General features: G+C 73.0%; 16 protein-coding genes. 5 read left to right on the plus strand and 11 right to left on the minus strand.

Annotated elements, in window-relative coordinates; genetic code table 11:
- Positions 1-80: 80 nt before the first annotated feature.
- The 4 genes from VIW71_RS14680 to VIW71_RS14695 all read right to left on the minus strand — a co-directional run bounded on the left by VIW71_RS14680 (position 81) and on the right by VIW71_RS14695 (position 4,365).
- The gene (locus tag VIW71_RS14680; protein WP_331622682.1) at positions 81-755 is read right to left on the minus strand and encodes a uridine kinase family protein; all 675 of its coding nucleotides are present in this window, start codon (positions 753-755) and stop codon (positions 81-83) included.
- A gap of 204 nt (positions 756-959) precedes the next feature.
- A complete protein-coding gene (locus VIW71_RS14685) occupies positions 960-1,802 on the minus strand; it encodes a transglutaminase family protein (protein ID WP_331622683.1) in 843 nt (280 codons plus the stop codon).
- Between the two features lie 5 nt (positions 1,803-1,807).
- Complete coding sequence (locus VIW71_RS14690) at positions 1,808-2,770, minus strand: alpha-E domain-containing protein (RefSeq protein WP_414720748.1); 963 nt, start codon at positions 2,768-2,770, stop codon at positions 1,808-1,810.
- Positions 2,767-4,365: a circularly permuted type 2 ATP-grasp protein gene (locus VIW71_RS14695; RefSeq protein WP_331622685.1), complete on the minus strand. Its 1,599-nt coding sequence runs from the start codon at positions 4,363-4,365 to the stop codon at positions 2,767-2,769. Before VIW71_RS14695 ends, VIW71_RS14690 begins: the two co-directional genes overlap by 4 nt.
- 409 nt (positions 4,366-4,774) lie before the next feature.
- Here VIW71_RS14695 and VIW71_RS14700 point away from each other — a divergent pair, with 409 nt between their 5' ends.
- Positions 4,775-5,059: a hypothetical protein gene (locus tag VIW71_RS14700; RefSeq protein WP_331622687.1), complete on the plus strand. Its 285-nt coding sequence runs from the start codon at positions 4,775-4,777 to the stop codon at positions 5,057-5,059.
- 205 nt (positions 5,060-5,264) lie between these two features.
- Here VIW71_RS14700 and VIW71_RS14705 read toward each other — a convergent pair whose 3' ends face one another.
- From VIW71_RS14705 to deoC, 3 genes are read right to left on the minus strand one after another with little or no spacing between them, the layout of a single operon-like run.
- Complete coding sequence (locus VIW71_RS14705; RefSeq protein WP_331622688.1) at positions 5,265-6,146, minus strand: aldehyde dehydrogenase family protein; 882 nt, start codon at positions 6,144-6,146, stop codon at positions 5,265-5,267.
- Positions 6,143-7,660, minus strand: coding sequence for an aldehyde dehydrogenase family protein (locus VIW71_RS14710; RefSeq protein WP_331622689.1), 1,518 nt, complete (start codon positions 7,658-7,660; stop codon positions 6,143-6,145). The genes VIW71_RS14705 and VIW71_RS14710 overlap by 4 nt, the downstream gene beginning before the upstream one ends.
- A 5-nt stretch (positions 7,661-7,665) precedes the next feature.
- On the minus strand, positions 7,666-8,670 hold the full coding sequence (deoC, locus tag VIW71_RS14715) for a deoxyribose-phosphate aldolase (RefSeq protein WP_331622690.1): 1,005 nt from the start codon (positions 8,668-8,670) through the stop codon (positions 7,666-7,668).
- A 456-nt stretch (positions 8,671-9,126) separates the two neighbouring features.
- Between deoC and VIW71_RS14720 the strand changes: the two genes are divergently transcribed.
- Positions 9,127-9,813 carry a PH domain-containing protein gene (locus VIW71_RS14720; RefSeq protein ID WP_331622691.1) on the plus strand — a complete coding sequence of 229 codons (687 nt, stop codon included), beginning with the start codon at positions 9,127-9,129 and terminating at the stop codon, positions 9,811-9,813.
- Between the two features lie 44 nt (positions 9,814-9,857).
- Here the strand turns inward: VIW71_RS14720 and VIW71_RS14725 are convergent, their stop codons facing one another.
- From VIW71_RS14725 to VIW71_RS14735, 3 genes are all read right to left on the minus strand, one after another.
- Positions 9,858-11,630 carry a phospho-sugar mutase gene (locus VIW71_RS14725; protein WP_331622692.1) on the minus strand — a complete coding sequence of 591 codons (1,773 nt, stop codon included), beginning with the start codon at positions 11,628-11,630 and terminating at the stop codon, positions 9,858-9,860.
- 138 nt (positions 11,631-11,768) lie between these two features.
- On the minus strand, positions 11,769-12,578 hold the full coding sequence (locus VIW71_RS14730; protein WP_331622693.1) for a purine-nucleoside phosphorylase: 810 nt from the start codon (positions 12,576-12,578) through the stop codon (positions 11,769-11,771).
- 149 nt (positions 12,579-12,727) lie between these two features.
- Positions 12,728-13,165 carry a gamma-glutamylcyclotransferase gene (locus VIW71_RS14735; RefSeq protein WP_331622694.1) on the minus strand — a complete coding sequence of 146 codons (438 nt, stop codon included), beginning with the start codon at positions 13,163-13,165 and terminating at the stop codon, positions 12,728-12,730.
- Between VIW71_RS14735 and VIW71_RS14740 the strand changes: the two genes are divergently transcribed.
- Both VIW71_RS14740 and VIW71_RS14745 read left to right on the plus strand, forming a co-directional pair.
- Complete coding sequence (locus tag VIW71_RS14740) at positions 13,164-14,774, plus strand: NAD(P)H-quinone dehydrogenase (RefSeq protein ID WP_331622695.1); 1,611 nt, start codon at positions 13,164-13,166, stop codon at positions 14,772-14,774. The two genes, VIW71_RS14735 and VIW71_RS14740, sit on opposite strands and share 2 nt — an antisense overlap.
- Positions 14,775-14,927: 153 nt before the next feature.
- Entirely contained in the window at positions 14,928-15,851 is a 924-nt protein-coding gene (locus VIW71_RS14745; RefSeq protein ID WP_331622696.1) for a DeoR/GlpR family DNA-binding transcription regulator, read from the plus strand.
- Positions 15,852-15,897: 46 nt separating this feature from the next.
- On the opposite strand, the gene VIW71_RS14750 is transcribed toward VIW71_RS14745, so the two are convergent.
- Positions 15,898-16,653 carry a TetR/AcrR family transcriptional regulator gene (locus VIW71_RS14750; RefSeq protein WP_331622697.1) on the minus strand — a complete coding sequence of 252 codons (756 nt, stop codon included), beginning with the start codon at positions 16,651-16,653 and terminating at the stop codon, positions 15,898-15,900.
- 84 nt (positions 16,654-16,737) lie between these two features.
- Between VIW71_RS14750 and VIW71_RS14755 the strand changes: the two genes are divergently transcribed.
- Positions 16,738-18,171, plus strand: a complete 1,434-nt coding sequence (locus VIW71_RS14755) for an MFS transporter (RefSeq protein WP_331622698.1) — start codon at positions 16,738-16,740, stop codon at positions 18,169-18,171.
- Positions 18,172-18,289: the final 118 nt, after the last annotated feature.

Here is an 18,289-nt window from a genome sequence, read left to right on the forward strand (position 1 = left end):
GGAGTCAGGACCGGACGGCGACGGGGAAGCCGTCCGGTCCTGACGCGTGTACGGGGGGCCCGCGGTCCCAGGCGCGAAGGCTACGCCTCCACGCAACCCGAGGCGGCCGCGGGTGCGGCCTCCCGTACGGGCTCGGGTACGCAGACGGACGCGCGCCCGCGTCCGACCGCCGCGGCGGCGATGCGGGCCAGCGCCTCGTCGCGTCCGCACGGGTGGCAGCCGAGCGCCACCTGCCGGGCCACGATGCCGCGTTCGGCCCGCATCAGGTGCCAGCCGCGGCGGATCAGGAACGGCACCGACTTCCGCCCCTCGCGCAGATCCCGGACGAACCTGCGGCGGGCCGTGGTGGTGGGGCGCCCCCGCAGGCAGAGCGCGTCCGCGAGCAGCCCCAGGTCGCGGAGGCGGCCGGCGATCTCCGCGGCGAAGATGCCCTCGGCGACGAAGACCGGGGCGCCGTCGAGTTCGAGGCGGGCGCGGCCGGTCGCGGCGCTCGCCGCGATGTCGTACACCGGGGTCTCGGCGGCGCCCCGCGCGCACAGCGCGGTGACGGCCGCGACGGCGGCGTCCGCGTGCCACGACTCCGGCGCGTCCCAGTCGGTGCCGGTGCCGCCGGGCAGTCGGGGCAGCGTCGGGTCGTCGCCGTCCTTGTAGAAGTCGTCCAGTACGAGCACGGGCAGCCCGCTCCGGGCGGCGAGCGACGACTTACCGGAGCCGGAGGGGCCGGCCAGCAGGATCACGCGGGAGCGAAGCGACATGGGGGTACCCCCATGCGCGGCTTTGGGGGAGTGTGAACTCACGGGAAACCATTCTCCCGCACACCCCGGCCGCTGCGACAGTCGTATCTTCGCTGCAGCCGTACGTCCCGCGAAAGCCGTAGGTCCCCCGAGGGCCGTACGTCCCCGGGGCAGGCCGTACGTCCTCCGCGGCAGCCGTACGACGCCGCCACGGGCCGCCCGTCCTCACCCCAGCCGGGTGAACTCCACCCGGACCTGCGGCATTTCGCCCGCCGCCCCCCGGTAGACGCCCTTGTGCGGCGGGACGTCGCCGTACTCGCGGCCCCTGGCGACCACCACGTGGGACTCCCCGGGCCGGGTGCCGTTGGTCGGGTCCTGGCCGATCCAGTCCCCGGCCCAGTACTCCACCCAGGCGTGGCTCTCGCCGTCCACCGAGCGGTCCCGGGGCGCCTCCGAGTGCGGGTGGAGGTAGCCCGACACGTAACGGGCGGGCAGGCCCACCGCGCGCAGCAGCGCGGCGGTGAGATGGGCGTAGTCCTGGCAGACGCCCGCCTGCTGGTCCCACGCGTCCTGCGCCCCGCTGTACACGCCGGTGCTGCCCGGCAGGTACGCCACCCGCTCGCGCACCAACTCGGTGACCGCAGCCGCGGCCTCGTGCGCGTCCAGGCCGGCCGCCGCCTCACGCGCCCGATCGGCCAGCTCCGCCGCCACCGTGGTGCGCGGGGTGGCGGCCAGGTACTCGGTGAGCCGGGAGTCCGCCGACCGCTCGGCGATCTCCACCCGGTCCGGGGGCACCGGCAGCGGCTCCGGCGCGGAGGTCTCGACCAGGCTGGTCGCCGTCACCGACAGGTTGGTGTGCGGCTCCGACAGGTCGAAGAAGGTGACCTGGGTACCCCAGTAGTCCCAGTAGGACCACAGCGGGACGCCGGGGGAGACCACCACCCGGGAGTCCAGCACGGTCTGCGTGGGCAGGGTGAGCGGGCTCATCCGCACCTCGTTGTACGAGGAACTGGCCGGGCTCGGGTAGCCGACCCGGGTCTCGTGGCGTATCCGCAGCTTGCTGCCCATACCGGTCACGCTCCTTGCGCGAACTGCCGGGACCACTCCACCGGCGCGTCGTAGGGGAAGTACCGCTCGGCCACGGCGGTGGTGGCCTCACCGCAGGCCCGCTGGAGTTCGTCCAGCAGCGCGGGCAGGCGGTCGAGTTCGGCCGGGTCCAGGTACTCCAGGCGGGTGCGCATCCGGCCCACCGCCATCCGGCCCGGCTCGGGCCGCTGCCAGCCGGCCGCACCGCCACCCAGTTCGGCCAGGCAGGTCTCGGCGGACGTCAGCGCGTGCAGCACCGACCGCGGGAACCCCCGGTCCAGCAGCAGGAAGGGGGCCGCCTGGGCCGGATCGCTGGCCGCGCCGTGGGCGCGCATGAACGCCTCGTCCGCGCCGCTGGCGCTGAGCAGGGTGGGCCAGTCCGGGGCATGCACGGCGGCCAGCACCCGGACCGCGAGCAGCCGGGCCGTCATGTCCACCCGCTCCAGGCTGCGGCCCAGCATGACGAACCGCCAGCCGTCGTCGCGGCTCATGGTGGAGTCGGCCAGCCCGAAGAAGAGCGCGGCGCGGCGCCGGACCATCCCCAGGTAGGCGTGCGGGCCGGTGCGGCGGGCGGCCTGGCGCATCTCGGCCAGTTGGTGCCAGGTCGAGTTGAGGGTCTCCCACATCTCGGTGGAGACCACCTCGCGGGCGGTCAGCGCGTTCTGCCGGGCGGCGTTCAGCGCCCCCTCGATGGAGCCGGGGCTGGCCGGGTCGAAGGCGAGCCGTTCCAGCACGGAGTCCAGGGTGCACTGCTGCCCCTCCGGAACGCCCACGCCCAGGATGGCGTGCAGCGACCGGCAGGCGGCGTCCTCGTCGCTCCACGGGTCCTCCAGCAGCCGGTGCAGATAGGCGTCGAGGATGCGGGCGGTGTCGTCGGCGCGTTCGACGTAACGGCCGAGCCAGAACAGGGACTCGGCGATCCTGGAGAGCATCATGTCCGCGGTGGTCACTGGGCGTGCGCCTCCTCCTGGGCCTGGCCGCCGGGAGCGCTCACCGCTCCGGGGCCGAACTGACGCGGGCTCACTTCCACCGGGGCGGACTGCCCGGCGTCCGCCGCGGGCGCCGGCCGCGCGGTCTTCGCCATGGCACGCGGGCCCCGGGACCCGGGCAGCACCCAGGTGTCCTTGGAACCGCCGCCCTGGCTGGAGTTGACGATCAGGTTTCCCTCGCCCAGCGCCACCCGGGTCAGCCCGCCGGGCAGCAGCCATACGTCGTCGCCGTCGTGGACGGCGAACGGCCGCAGGTCGATGTGCCGGGGCGCGAGGGCGTCCGAGCCGTCCGCGCGGCGGCTCAGCGTGGGGGAGGTGGACAGTGACACCGGGCGCTGCGCGATCCAACCGCGCGGGTCGGCGGCCACCTCCTTGGCCAGTCGCTCCAGCACCGGCCGCTCGGCGCGCGGCCCGATCACGATGCCCTTGCCCCCGGCGCCGTCGATCGGCTTGAGCACCAGTTTGTCGAGCTGGTCCAGCACCTCCGCCAGCCGGCCCGGTTCCTCCGGCCGGATCGTCTCGACGTTGGGCAGCAGCGGCTCCTCGCCCAGGTAGTACCGGATCAGGTCGGGGACGTAGGTGTAGAGCAGCTTGTCGTCGGCGATGCCGTTGCCCACGGCGTTGGCCAGGGTGACGTTCCCGGCCCGCGCCGCGGTCATGATGCCCGGCACACCGATCAGCGAGTCGGGGCGGAAGTGCACCGGGTCGAGGAAGTCGTCGTCCAGCCGCCGGTACACCACGTGCACCGGCGTCTCGCCCCTGGTGGTACGCATCCGCACCTGGTTGCCCGTGCAGATCAGGTCGCGGCCCTCGACGAGCTGCACCCCCATCAGCCGGGCCAGCAGCGCGTGTTCGAAGTACGCGGCGTTGGCCACGCCAGGGGTGAGCACCACCACGACCGGATCGGTCACTCCGTCGGGGGCGCACTTCTTCAGCGCCGCGAGCAGCCGCTGCGGGTACTCGTCCACCGGGCGCACCGGCTGTTCGGCGAAGAGCGCCGGGAACGTCCGCGTCATCACGCGGCGGTTCTCGATCACGTACGACACGCCGGACGGCACCCGGACGTTGTCCTCCAGTACCCGGAAGCGGCCCTCCTCGTCCCGGACCAGATCGATCCCGGAGACGTGGATGCGCACCCCGTTCGGCGGCTCGATGCCGTGCGCCGCGCGGTGGAAGTGCGGCGAGGAGTAGACCAGCCGGTACGGCACCACGCCGTCCGCCAGCACTCGCTGCCTGCCATAGGCGTCGGCGAGGAACGCCTCCAGCGCGCGCACCCGCTGCCGGACCCCGCGGGCCAATTGGTCCCATTCCACGGCGTCCAGCAGGCGCGGCACCAGATCGAGGGGGAACGGCCGTTCCTCGCCGCCGTAGGAGTACGTCACTCCGCGGTCGGTGAAGACGCGGGCCATCTGGTCGGTGCGGAACCGGAGGTCGCTGACGTCCAGGGGCTGCAGTGCGGCGATCACGGCCGCGTAGGCCGGCCGCACCACCCCGGGGCGTTCGAACATCTCGTCCCACGCGTCCGCCGGCGTGTACGAGTCGAAGATATCCGCCATGTCGTGACGGTAGGGCCGGTTCGTTTCGGGTCGGTGACATGCGTACTACCGAAAGGGCACAGGTCAGCGGGGTCGTCGGCGGTTCTTCGACCCGGAGCCCGCTGTGGCCTGCCCGGTTGGCGGCAGGGGCCCGGACCGCGCGGTCCGGATTGCCTACCACCGAACCGGGCAGCGGCACCCAGGAGTCACTACTGTGCGCGTTCGCAGTGTTACTCTACGGGGTCGAAACGCTCACGCACTCTCATCAGGAACGTGCCCCAGGCCCTCGCTTCGAACCGCCCTCGTCCTGCCCCTGACCGCCGCCGCGGCCGCCGTCGTCCCCGCGGGGAGCGCCGCTGCGGCCGGCCGGGTCGACCTCGCCCAGCCGCTGCCCGGCCACGGCCTCGCCGACGCGCTGCCCACGCAGGGCGTGACCGACACCGAGCCGCTCCAGGCGGTCAACGAGGCGCTGCCCGCCCAGTCCGTGACCGGCGCGCTGCACGACGGCGCGGCGGGCGGGATCGGCCCGGTCAAGCACCTCACCCTCGACCCGCTCGCCAACACCGGCAGCGACCCGCTGGACAACGCGGTGGGTACCCGGATCGCGGACTTCCAGCCCGTCTCGACGGCTTCTGTGACGGGGCCGATCGCCCGGGGCGGCTCGCTCTCCACGCTGCCGGTGGTGGGGACCGCGGTGGGACTTCTGCCGGGCTGACCGCTTCCCGCTGGGTGCCCCCGAAGGGGCGCGGGGAACTGCGCGACCAGCCCCCACCGGGCCGCAGCCCGGAGCGACACGGAATCCAGCTCGGCGGGTTCCGGCTCGCTGCCGGATGCGGCAGCGTCGTGGCCGGTCGCGCCGTTCCCCGCACCCCAGAGGCCCCGGGGCGCGCCTGGCGGGGCGCACCCCAGGGGAGTACGGCTCAGACGCCGATCGGGTGCCAGACCGTCTTGGTCTCCAGCCAGGCGGTGAGGCGCCCGGTACCGGGGTCGGCGGACCAGTCCTCGCCGGGTGCGGGCCGGCGGACCCGCTTGAGGTTGTCCGCCGCCGCCGTCTCCAGTTCGGCGGCCAGCGCGCCCGACACGCCCGCCAAGTCGATGCCGTTGACATCCTGGTGCGCGGCGAGCGGGGCGGCGATCTCCGCCGTCCGGCCGGAGAGGACGTTCACCACACCGCCGGGCACATCAGACGTGGCCAGCACCTCGCCGAGGGAGAGCGCCGGCAGTGGCGCCCGCTCGGCGGCCACCACGACGGCCGTGTTGCCGGTGGCGATCACCGGGGCGATCACGGAGACCAGCCCGAGGAACGACGAGTCCTGCGGGGCCAGTACGGCGACCACGCCGGTCGGTTCGGGCGTGGACAGGTTGAAGTAAGGACCGGCCACGGGGTTGGCGCCCCCTACCACCTGGGCGATCTTGTCGGTCCAGCCCGCGTACCAGACCCACCGGTCCACCGCCGCGTCCACCACGGCCGCCGCCCTGGCCTTCGACAGCCCCTCCGCCTCGGCGACCTCCCGCGCGAACTGCTCGCGCCGCCCCTCCAGCATCTCCGCGACGCGGTACAGCACCTGTCCCCGGTTGTACGCGGTCGCGCCCGACCACCCGGCGACCGCCTTGCGCGCGGCCACCACCGCGTCCCGCGCGTCCTTGCGCGAGGCGAGCGGCGCGTTCGCCAGCCACCCGCCCTTGGAGTCCGCCACCTCGTACACCCGGCCGCTCTCGGAGCGGGGGAACTTCCCCCCGACGTACAGCTTGTAGGTCTTGAAGACGCTCAACCGCGTCTCACGTGCGTCGGACGTCTTCATCGGTCGCGCTCACCCTTTCCCTCTTTCCCTGCCTTCGGCGGGAGGTACCCCGTGCGCTCGCTGGACGGCCCGGCCGCTGTGGCGAGGTACGCCTCCAGGCCGTGCCGGCCCCCTTCGCGCCCGTAACCGGACTCCTTGTAGCCGCCGAACGGCGAGGTCGGGTCGAACTGGTTGAACGTGTTGGCCCACACCACACCGGCCCGGAGCTTGTTCGCCATCGACAGGATGCGCGAGCCCTTCTCCGTCCAGATGCCCGCGGACAGACCGTACGGCGTGTTGTTGGCCTTCTCCACCGCCTCCTCGGGGGTGCGGAAGGTCAGCACCGACAGGACCGGTCCGAAGATCTCCTCGCGGGCGATCCGGTGCGCCTGGGTGACCCCGGTGAACAGGGTCGGCGCGAACCAGTAGCCGGCCGAGGGCAGCTCGCAGGCCGGGGCCCACCGTTCGGCGCCCTCGGCCTCGCCCGCCTCGGCGAGCGCGGTGATCCGGGCCAGCTGCTCGGCGGAGTTGATCGCGCCGATGTCGGTGTTCTTGTCCAGCGGGTCGCCGACCCGCAGCGTGCTCATCCGGCGTTTGAGCGCGTCCAGCACCTCGTCCCGCACCGACTCCTGGACCAGCAGCCGCGAGCCCGCGCAGCAGACATGGCCCTGGTTGAAGAAGATGCCGTTGACGATGCCCTCGACGGCCTGGTCCACGGGTGCGTCGTCGAAGACGATGTTGGCCGCCTTGCCGCCGAGTTCCAGGGTGACCCGCTTGCGGGTGCCCGCCACCGTACGGGCGATGGCCTTGCCGACCTCGGTCGAGCCGGTGAAGGCGACCTTGTCCACGTCCTGGTGCGCGACCAGCGCGGCGCCCGCGTCCCCGTACCCGGTGAGGATGTTCACCACACCGCGCGGCAGGTCCGCCTGGCGGCACACGTCGGCGAAGAAGAGCGCGGACAGCGGTGTGGTCTCGGCGGGCTTGAGGACGACGGTGTTGCCCGTGGCCAGCGCCGGGGCGATCTTCCACGCGAGCATCAGCAGCGGGAAGTTCCACGGGATGACCTGGCCGGCGACGCCGAGGGGTTCGGGGTCCGGGCCGTAGCCGGCGTAGGCCAGCTTGTCCGCCCAGCCCGCGTAGTAGAAGAAGTGCGCGGCGACCAGCGGCAGGTCCACGTCGCGTGTCTCGCGGATCGGCTTGCCGTTGTCCAGCGACTCCAGCACGGCCAGTTCGCGGGAGCGCTCCTGCAGGATGCGGGCGATCCGGAACAGGTACTTGCCGCGCTCGGCGCCCGGCAGCGCGGACCACTTCCCGAACGCCTTGCGGGCGGCCTTCACCGCCCGGTCCACGTCCTGCTCCCCGGCGCGCGCGACCTCGGCCAGCACCTCCTCGCTCGACGGCGAGACCGATTTGAAGACCCTGCCGTCGGCGGCCTCGGTGAACTCGCCGTCGATGAACAGCCCGTACGAGGGCGCGAGATCGACGATCGCACGGGATTCGGGCGCGGGGGCGTAAGCGAACTTCTCGGATGCCATGGCTATCAGTCCACAGTCACGTAGTCGGGACCGGAGTACCGGCCGGTGCTCAGCTTCTGGCGCTGCATCAGCAGGTCGTTGAGGAGGCTGGAGGCGCCGAAGCGGAACCAGTCGGGGGAGAGCCAGTCGTCGCCGAGGGTCTCGTTGACCATCACCAGGTACTTCACGGCGTCCTTCGAGGTACGGATGCCCCCGGCCGGCTTCACTCCCACCTGTACGCCGGTGGCGTCGCGGAAGTCGCGGACCGCCTCCAGCATCAGCAGGGTGTTCGGCGGGGTGGCGTTGACCGCGACCTTGCCGGTCGAGGTCTTGATGAAGTCGGCGCCCGCCAGCATGGCGAGCCAGGAGCAGCGGCGGATGTTGTCGTACGTCGACAGCTCGCCGTTCTCGAAGATCACCTTGAGGTGGGCGCGGGTGCCGTCCTCGCGCGCGCAGGCCTCCTTCACGGCCTGGATCTCCTGGAAGACGTCCAGATAGCGCCCGGCGAGGAACGCGCCCCGGTCGATCACCATGTCGATCTCGTCGGCCCCGGCCGCGACGGCTTCCGCGGTGTCCGCGAGCTTGACGCTGCGCGCGGCCCGGCCGGACGGGAAGGCGGTGGCCACGGAGGCGACGTGGATCCCGGAGCCGCCGAGCGCCTCCTTGGCCACGGCGACCATGTCCGGGTAGACGCAGATCGCCGCGACCTGCGGGGCGGTGCGGTCGGTGGGGTCGGGCCGGATGCCCTTGGCGCACAGCGCCCGGACCTTGCCCGGTGTGTCCGCCCCTTCCAGCGTGGTCAGGTCGATCATCGAGATCGCCAGGTCGATGGCGTACGCCTTCGCCGTCGTCTTGATCGACCGGGTCCCGAGCATGGCGGCCCGGGCTTCCAGCCCCACCGCGTCCACCCCGGGCAACCCGTGCAGGAAGCGGCGCAACGCACTGGAGGACGCGGTCACGTCCCCGAATCCGGCGAGCCTGGCGCCGTCCTCGGGGGAGTGTGCGGATTCGGCGGATGCAACGGAGGACATGGTCACCACCAGAGCATATCTACGCGCGTAACTACACGCCAAGAGCTGTGCGGGCGGCCATTTCCCGGCAGGAACGACGCGGGCTCGTTCCTGCGGCGCCCCCGGGCGCCCCCTTCATCCAAGCGGGCCGGCCTGGCGCCCCACCCCCGAACTCCCTGGACGGCCTGGTGCGAGGCCGCCTCGGCTTCCGCCGGGTCCCCGACGCTGTCCCGGACGATGGCGGTGCCGGGGGACTTCGGCTCCGCAGCCCTCCCGGCAGGCTCCACCGCCCCGTGTCCCGCAACCCCCGGGGCACGGGGCGCTTCACCGAGCTGTCGCCCGGGCGGAGTTCGAGCCGAGGAGAGCGGGAACCGTTACCGTGGCGCGGGACCGGGGATCGTCGGCGGTGCAGGTGATGCGGGACCGCAACCACCTCGTGCTCGGGCCACCGCGGGGCATCGTGCAGAATCGGGCGGTATGACGAGCTCCCACGACGACCGACCGAAGGCGCCGCCGCAGTTTGCCGACCGGGTCTACCGTTCGGTGGCCGGGTTCAGCGGCGGGGTGCTGCTGCTGGCGCTCGCCGGGTGGCTGGGCGGTGACGCGATCGTGCGGGGGTCCGGCCGGACGCCGTGGCTCGCGATGGCCGCGCTGCTGCTCGCCGTGCCGCTGATCGTCGCCTTCACGATCCGTCCCGCCGTCTTCGCGAGCACCGAGCGGATCCGGATCCGCAACCCGTTCCGTACGATCACGCTGCCGTGGGCCGGGGTGGACTCGCTGCGCGCCGCGTACTCCACGGAGCTCATCGCCGGCGGCCGCACGTACCAGGTCTGGGCCGTCCCCGTCTCCCTGCGCGCCCGCAAGCGCGCGGCCCGCCAGGACGCCCGTGCCAAGGCGGTCGGTGAGGGAGGCGGGCGGGCCGACCCGTTCGGTGTCCCGGCGGGGCCGATCCGCCGGCGTACCCCCGTACCCGGGGCCGACGGCACGATCCGGTCCGCGTCCGACCAGGCCCTTGCCGAGCTTCGCGAGCTGTCCGAGCGCCACCCCGTGGCGGACGACGAGAGCGCCCGCCCCGCGGCCACGATCCGCTGGGCGTACGAGGTGATCGCCCCCGCCGCGGCCGGCGCGATCGTCCTGGCGGTCCTCGCCGGCACCGGCGGATAGCGGGCGGCCGGGAGCAGGTCCGGCAGCCGGCCCGGGAACCCGGGTCAGATTCCGGCCGCCGCCGACAGGTCCGACTTCACCGCGGCCAGCACCCGCGCGGCGGTGGCCCGCGCGCCGTCCAGCTCGGACGCGGCACCGACCGGGACGACGACCTCCAGGTAGCACTTGAGCTTGGGCTCGGTGCCGCTGGGGCGGACCACGACGCGGGCGGAGGCGACGCCGCGCGCCGGGTCGGCGGCGAGGCGGTACCGGAGGCCGTCGGTCGGGGGGAGACCGGCCGCGCCGTCGCCGAGGTCCTCCGCGGTGGTGACGGTGAGCCCGGCCAGCGTGACCGGCGGGTGCTCGCGCAGCCGGGCCATCGCCGCACCGATGAGCGAGAGGTCGGCGACCCGTACGGAGAGCTGGTCGGTGGCGTGCAGGCCGTGGGTGAGGGCGATCTCGTCCAGCAGGCCGGCAAGTGTGCGGGACTCGGCTTTCAGCAGGGCGGCGAGTTCGGCGACCAGCAGGGCCGCGGTGATGCCGTCCTTGTCGCGGACCCCTGCCGGGTCGACGCAGTAGCCGAGCGCCTCCTCGTAGCCGTAGCGCAGGCCCGGGACGCGGCCGATCCACTTGAAGCCGGTGAGCGTGTCCTCGTAGCCGACTCCGGCACCGGCGGCGATCTTCGACAGCAGGGAGGAGGAGACGATGCTCGCCGCGAAGACGTCCTGGTCGGACGCGACGGCCCCGGTACGGACCAGGTGGACGGCGAGCAGCGCGCCGAGTTCGTCGCCGCGCAGCATGCGCCAGCCCGAAGCGGACGCGGGGTCGGGTACGGCGACGGCGCAGCGGTCCGCGTCCGGGTCGTTGGCGATCACGATGTCGGGGTGGGCGGCCTGTGCCGCCTTGAAGGCCAGGTCCATCGCCCCCGGCTCCTCGGGGTTGGGGAAGGCCACGGTCGGGAAGTCCGGGTGCGGCTCGGCCTGCTCCACGACGGGGGTCGGCGCGGGGAAACCGGCCCGCGCGAAGGCCGCGGTCAGCGTCTCCAGGCCCACGCCGTGCAGCGGCGTGTAGACCACGTTCACCTCCCGGACGCCCCCCTCGGCGACCACCCCGGCGGCCCGGTCGAGGTACGCCGCCACGACGTCCTCGCCCAGCACCTCCCAGCCCTCCGCGGCCCGCGGCACCACGTCCGATCCCTGGGTCCGGCTTCCTGCTCGCTCGTTCCGTGGGCCGCCTCGTTCCTCGGCCGCCCCCTCCGCGAGCTCGGGCGTCCCTCCGATCGGCCCCACCGCCGCGATCTCCGCGGCGATCTCCGCGTCCGCGGGCGGCACGATCTGCGAACCGTCCCCCAGGTACACCTTGTAGCCGTTGTCCCGCGGCGGATTGTGGCTCGCGGTCACCATCACACCGGCCGCCGCCCCCAGGTGCCGGATCGCGTACGCCAGCACGGGCGTCGGCAGCGCCCGCGGCAGTACGGCCGCCCGCAGCCCGGCCCCCACCATCACGGCCGCGGTGTCCAGCGCGAACTCGTACGACTTGTGCCGCGCGTCGTACCCGATCACCACCAGGCCGCCCCCACGCGCCCGCAGATACCCGGCCAGCCCCGCCGCCGCCCGCACCACCACGGCCCGGTTCATCCGCCGCGGCCCGCCCCCGAGCTCCCCGCGCAACCCGGCGGTACCGAACTCCAGCGTCCCGGCGAACCTGTCCGTGAGGTCGGCGACCGCTTCCCGCTCCCCCTTCTCGGCGGCGGCGAGCAGCGCTTCGAGCTCCTCGCGCGTCTCAGGGTCGGGGTCCTCGGCGATCCACGCCCGCACGCGGCTCAGCAGCTCGGTCATCGGTTCCTCCAGTTCCAGGCGTGGGCGGCAGCTCCATGGTCGCCGGTGGGTGGATGGGTGCGGTGGGCGGTGGGCGGCGGGGCGAGCCCATCGGCCGGCCCGCGCACACTTCGGTCCGCCCGGCGTTCGAGGGCGGACCTACATCCGCCCGAGCACCCTCCCGAGCAACGACCCCATCCTGCTCGCCGACTCCCGCCCGGCCTCCAGCACTTCCTCATGGTTGAGCGGCTCCCCCGTCATCCCCGCCGCCAAGTTCGTGACCAGCGAGATACCCAGCACCTCCGCGCCGGCCTCCCGCGCCGCGATCGCCTCAAGGGCGGTGGACATACCCACCAGGTGCCCACCGATCGCCCGCACCATCCCGATCTCGGCGGGAGTCTCGTAGTGGGGGCCGGGGAGCTGGACGTAGACGCCCTCCTCCAGCGTGGGGTCCACCTCGCGGCACAGCGCGCGCAGGCGCGGTGAGTAGAGGTCGGTGAGGTCGACGAAGTTCGGGCCGACGATGGGGGAGGTGGCCGTCATGTTGATGTGGTCGCTGATCAGGACGGGTTGACCGGGACGGAAGCCGGGGAGCAGCCCGCCGCAGCCGTTGGTGAGGACGACGGCCTTGCAGCCGGCCGCCACCGCCGTGCGCACGCCGTGGACGACGGTGGCGACGCCGCGGCCCTCGTAGAGATGGGTGCGGCCGAGGAAGACCAGGGCGCGGACGCCGCCGACCCGGACCGAGCGGACCTTGCCCGCGTGGCCGGCGACCGCGGGGGCGGGGAAGCCGGGCAGGTCGGTGATGGTGATCTCGTGGTCGGGGGCGCCCAGGGAGTCGGCGGCGGGCACCCAGCCCGAGCCCATGACCAGGGCGACGTCGTGTGTTTCGGCGCCGGTCAGCTCGCGCAGACGGGCGGCGGCGGCGTCGGCCGCGGCGTAGGGATCGGGGTTCACGGAAGCGTTCACGCGCACGAGGGTAACCTGTCGCGGCCTACGCGCGTAGACGCCCCGCCGGACAAGGTCCGGAAATCGGATACTCCGCTGTACGGCTTCACCCGGAGAGCGCCCGCCACCCGGGTGGTGAACCCCCCCGTTCGGGCCACCCGCGCGACCCCTCAGCACGGCCGCTTCCGCAGCTCCGTCACATAGTCGTACGGCGCCCCCGCCGACTCCGCCGCGTCCGCGATCTCGCCCAGATAGCGGGCCGAGGGCAGCCCGCCCTCGTAGTCGTTGAGCACGTACAGCCACGACGCCAGGTCGCCCTCCAGCGTGTGCACCCGCACCGTCGTACGCCGGTAGATCTCCAGCGGCAGGCCCTCCCACCGGTCCAGTGACTCCTCGTCGACCGGTGCGATGTCGTACAACCCGACGAACACCTGGCTCTTCGGTGCCTCCACCACCGTGGCCAGCGCGCCCTCCCACCCCATCTGCTCGCCCCCGAAGGTGAGCCGCCACCCGTCCAGCCATCCGGTACCCCGCAGCGGCGAGTGCGGTGCGCGACGGGTCATCAGCCGCGCGTCGAGGTTGCTGGCGTAGGCGGCGTAGAGCGACATGGACACGAGAGTACGGGAGCCCTACGCCGCGGCAAGATCAGGCCGAGTCGCGGCGCGGCCGAGCCCCCCGGGGCATACGTGCCTCGGCGGGTGCGGGAGAATGGGGCATGTGACAAGGATCGTGATCATCGGTGGCGGGCCCGGCGGCTACGAAGCCGCGCTGGTAGCGGCGCAGCTCGGCGCGGAGGTGACCGTCGTGGACACCGACGGCCTGGGCGGCGCGTCGGTGCTCACCGACTGCGTACCGTCCAAGACCCTCATCGCCACCGCCGAGGTGATGACGACCTTCGACTCGTCCTACGACGAGCTCGGCATCATCGTCGCCGACGACACCCCGCCGCTGGAGCGGTCCGCGCGGGTGGTCGGCGTGGACCTCGGCAAGGTCAACCGCCGCGTCAAGCGGCTCGCGCTCGCCCAGTCGCACGACATCACGGCCTCCGTCACCCGGACCGGCGCCCGCGTGATGCGCGGGCGGGGGCGCCTGGAAGGCTGCCAGACCGCGGAGGGCACCCGCTGCGTGGTGGTGGAGGCCGCGGACGGCTCCTCCCAGCGGCTGACCGCGGACGCCGTGCTGATCGCGACCGGCGCGCGCCCGCGCGAACTGGAGGACGCGCTGCCCGACGGCGAGCGCATCCTCAACTGGACGCAGGTCTACGACCTGCACGAGCTGCCCAGGGAACTGATCGTGGTCGGTTCCGGCGTGACCGGCGCCGAGTTCGCCGGCGCGTACCAGGCGCTCGGTTCCACGGTCACCCTCGTCTCCTCCCGCGACCGCGTCCTGCCCGGCGAGGACCCGGACGCCGCAGCCGTGCTGGAAGACGTCTTCCGCCGCCGCGGCATGAACGTGATGGCCCGCTCCCGCGCCGCGAGCGTCAAGCGTGTCCCCGGACCCGCTACGGGTCGGGGACCCTCCTCGCCGAAGGCGGGCCGGGAGGGACGCGTGGGTGACCGGGTCGAGGTGACGCTCGCCGACGGCCGGGTGATCAGCGGCACGCACTGCCTGATGGCGGTCGGCGCGATCCCCAACACCACGGGGATGGGCCTGGAGGAGGCCGGGGTGAAGCTCACGCCCTCCGGTCACATCCGGACCGACAAGGTGTCCCGTACCAGCGCGCCCGGCGTGTACGCGGCCGGCGATGTCACCGGGGTCTTCGCGCTCGCCTCGGTCGCGGCCATGCAGGGCCGGATCGCGATGTACCACTACCTCGGCGACGCGGTGGCCCCGCTCAACCTCAAGACGGTCTCCTCGAACGTCTTCACCGACCCGGAGATCGCCACCGTCGGCTTCACCCAGGCGGACGTGGACGCCGGGCGGATCGCGGCGAACGTCGTGAAGCTGCCGCTGCTGCGCAACCCGCGGGCGAAGATGCAGGGCATCCGGGACGGTTTCGTGAAGCTCATCTGCCGTCCCGGCACCGGAATCGTGGTCGGCGGCGTGGTGGTCGCGCCCAAGGCGAGCGAGCTGATCCACCCGATCTCGATCGCGGTCGACAACAGCCTGACGGTCGAGCAGATCGCCAACGCCTTCACCGTCTACCCGTCGCTGTCCGGCTCGGTCGCCGAGGTGGCCCGTCAGCTGCACACCCGCAAGGAGGGCGACGGCGGCTGAGCCGGCCGAGCTCGGGCCGCGAGCTCGGGCCGCGAGCTCCACAAACGAACGCACGGTCGCCCTATAGCACTTGCCGGTCTGTTCTGTGCACAACTTCCGTCATCTGGTGCAAAACGCTGAAAATACGCGGTCGGCGGCGTTACTCTCGGTTTCGTGTTCGCTGCAGAACGTCGCCAATTGATCCTGGAAATGGTGCGAGCGAACGGGGCGGTCTCGCTCCGGGAGCTCGCCAGAGTCGTCCAGACCTCCGAAGTGACCGTGCGCCGGGACGTACGGGCGCTGGAGGCCGAAGGACTGCTGGACCGCCGGCACGGCGGTGCGGTGCTGCCGGGAGGCCTCACCAGAGAGTCCGGCTTCCCGCAGAAATCCCATCTGGCGACCGCGGAGAAGACGGCCATCGCCGATCTCGCGGCCGGCCTCGTCGACGAGGGTGAGGCCATCGTCGTCGGCGCGGGCACCACGACGCAGGAACTGGCCCGGCGCCTCGCGCGGGTGCCGGGCCTGACCGTGGTGACCAACTCCCTGCTGGTCGCCCAGGCGCTCGCGCACGCCAACCGGGTCGAGGTGGTGATGACCGGCGGCACCCTGCGCGGCTCCAACTACGGCCTGGTGGGCAGCGGCGCCGAGCAGTCGCTGCACGGGCTGAGGGTCTCGCGGGCCTTCCTGTCCGGCGCCGGCCTGACCGCCGAGCGCGGCCTGTCCACCTCCAACATGCTGTGTGCGAGCGTGGACCGGGCGCTGGTGCAGGCCGCCGCCGAGGTCGTGGTGCTCGCCGACCACACCAAGCTGGGCACCGACACGATGTTCCAGACCGTGCCCACCGATCTGATCACCCACCTGGTCACCGACGAGCCGCCGTCCGACGACGAGCGGGCCGGCGCCGAACTCCAGGCGCTCGCCGACCGCGGGGTGCGGCTGGCCGTGGCGTCGCTCCCGGGCGCGGACGCCCTCGCCGCCGGGCGCCCGCGCCGGGACGGTCCGCTGCCGGGCCCCAGACGGCACCAGCCGTTGCGTGGCGCCCAGCCGCTCGGCGCCGAACAGCCCACCCCGCGGCTCGCGGACGTCCGCCGCCGCTGACCCCGTACGGCCGCCGATCCACAACGCCGCCGACCCGCAACGCCGCTCAGCCGGGCCGGGACGCCGGCGATTCGTCCTCGGGCACGCCGTCGCGTACGTCCGTGTCCCGGCCCGTGTCCTGGTCCGCGGCGCGGCCCGCGTCCTCGCGTGCGCTGTCGTCCGCGCGACCCCGTACGTCCTCGGCGGCCGGCTCCGTCGGCCGCTCGTCCTCGCGGGTGCGCATGCCGTCCACCGCGAGGGACATCAGGCGGCCGAACAGCCCGCGCTCCTCCGGGTTCTTCTCCACGGCCAGCACGATCGCGGAGGTCAGCCGCAGCAGGTCGGCGATGGTGGCGTCGTCCCTGATCGCACCGGCCTGCTGGGCCCGCCGGAGCAGGGTGCCGCCCGCGGTGCGCAGCGCCGTCTTGCACTGCACCATGCGCGTATCGCCGGCGTCCATGATCGCCGCGGCCAGGCCGCGGTAGGCGGCGGAGTGGACGGCCACCGCGTGCAGCCACGTGATGAGCGCCTGCGCCGGGTCGTCCTCGGCGATCAGTTCGTGGGAGCGGGCGGTGAGGGCGTCGAGTTCCTGCTGGAAGACGGCGTTCATCAGTGAGTAGCGGTCGGGGAAGTGGCGGTAGAGGGTGCCGATGCCGACCCCGGCGTGGCGGGCGATGTCCTCCAGGGCGACGTCGGTGCCGTGCACGATGAAAGCCTGTCTGGCCTCCTCCAGCAGCCTGTCGTAGTTGCGCTGCGCGTCTGCCCGCATGCCGTCATTCCTTCCGGGGTGCCCGTCGAGGTACCGCTCGGTACTGCTCACCACCAAGAGATTGTAGAACCGGAGGATGTCTCCGTATAGTTTTCGGAGGTACCCTCCGTTTGTCTCTCCGCTGGAGGCTCACTCCGCATGTCCACGCAAGCTGTGCGCGACCTGACCACCGCCACCTCCGACCCGCCGCCCCCGTCCCGCGGCCACGCGTTCTTCGCCCTCTCGGCCATCGTCGGTACCCAGCTGATGCTGCTGCTCGACGCCACCGTGGTGAACGTCGCGCTGCCGGGAATCGGTACCCACCTCGGCTTCTCGCCCACCGGCATGTCCTGGGTGCTGAACGTCTACACGCTCGCCTTCGGCGGCCTGCTGCTGCTCGGCAGCCGAATAGGGGACCTGATCGGCCGCCGCACCGCGCTGATTTGGGGCGTGACCGCCTTCACCCTGGCCTCGGTGGCCGGCGGCCTGGCCAACGACGGCACCGTCCTGCTGATCGCCCGCGGCCTCCAGGGAGCCGCCGCCGCGCTCGCCGCGCCCAGCACCCTCGCCCTGATCGCCACCACGTTCTCCGAGGGCATGGAGCGCAATCGCGCGCTCAGCGTCTTCTCCGCGATCTCCGGCGCCGGCTCGGCGATCGGACTCACCGTCGGCGGCATGCTCACCGACTGGGGCTCCTGGCGCTGGGTGTTCTTCGTCAACATCCCGGTCGGCGCGGCGATCGTGCTGCTCGCCCCGCGCTTCATCAAGGAGACCGAACGCCATCGCGGCGGCCGGTTCGACATCGCGGGCGCACTCACCGGCACCCTCGGGATGGCCTCGCTGGTCTATGCCTTCATCCGGGTGGCCGAGAGCAGTTGGGGCGACTCGCGCGCCCTGGCCACCTTCGCCGCCGCCGGCCTGCTGCTGGCCGCGTTCCTGGTCAACGAGACCCGGGTGGAACGCCCGCTGGTGGTGCTGCGGCTCTTCGCCAGCCGCAACCGCGGGCTCGCCTACGCGATCATGCTGCTGCTCCCCGCGGGCATGTTCGGCGTCTTCTACTTCTCCACGCAGTACCTCCAGACGTACCTGGACTACAGCCCGCTGCGGACCGGCTTCGCCTTCCTGCCGCTGGCCGGGCCGCTGTTCGTCGCCGCCCGGCTCGCCCCGCGCGCGCTGGGCCGGTACGGCGCCAAGCGCGTCGCGGCCTTCGGCGGGCTGCTCAACCTCGCCGGGACGATCTGGATCACCCGGCTCGGCGCGGGCGACGGTTACGCGGCCGGAGTCCTCGGCCCGCTGATCCTCATCGGCGTCGGCGTGGGCTTCACGATGATGCCGCTCAACACGTTCATCCTCTCCGGCGTCCAGCCCAAGGAGGCGGGTTCGGCGTCAGGACTCCTCCAGACCATGCAGCAGATCGGCGGCACCCTCGGTTTGTCCATCCTGGTCACCGTGTTCGGCATGGTGTCGCGGCACGCCCACACGCAGCCGTTCATCCACGGCGTGACCGCCGCGTTCACCATGGCCGCGGTCTTCACCGGGGCCGCGCTGGCCATGATGCTGGCGTTGAAGCAGCCGAAGCACCCTGCGGGCTGACCCGGCCTCGGGACGCGGAAGCGGACCTGCCGGGCCCGGTCCGAACGAGCGGGCCCGGGCGGCGTACGACCTGCGGACGTACCAACGCCGGCCCGGCTGGGTTCGTCCAGCCGGGCCG

The organism is Streptomyces sp., assembly GCF_036524955.1.
In the GTDB taxonomy this organism is placed as follows: domain Bacteria; phylum Actinomycetota; class Actinomycetes; order Streptomycetales; family Streptomycetaceae; genus Actinacidiphila.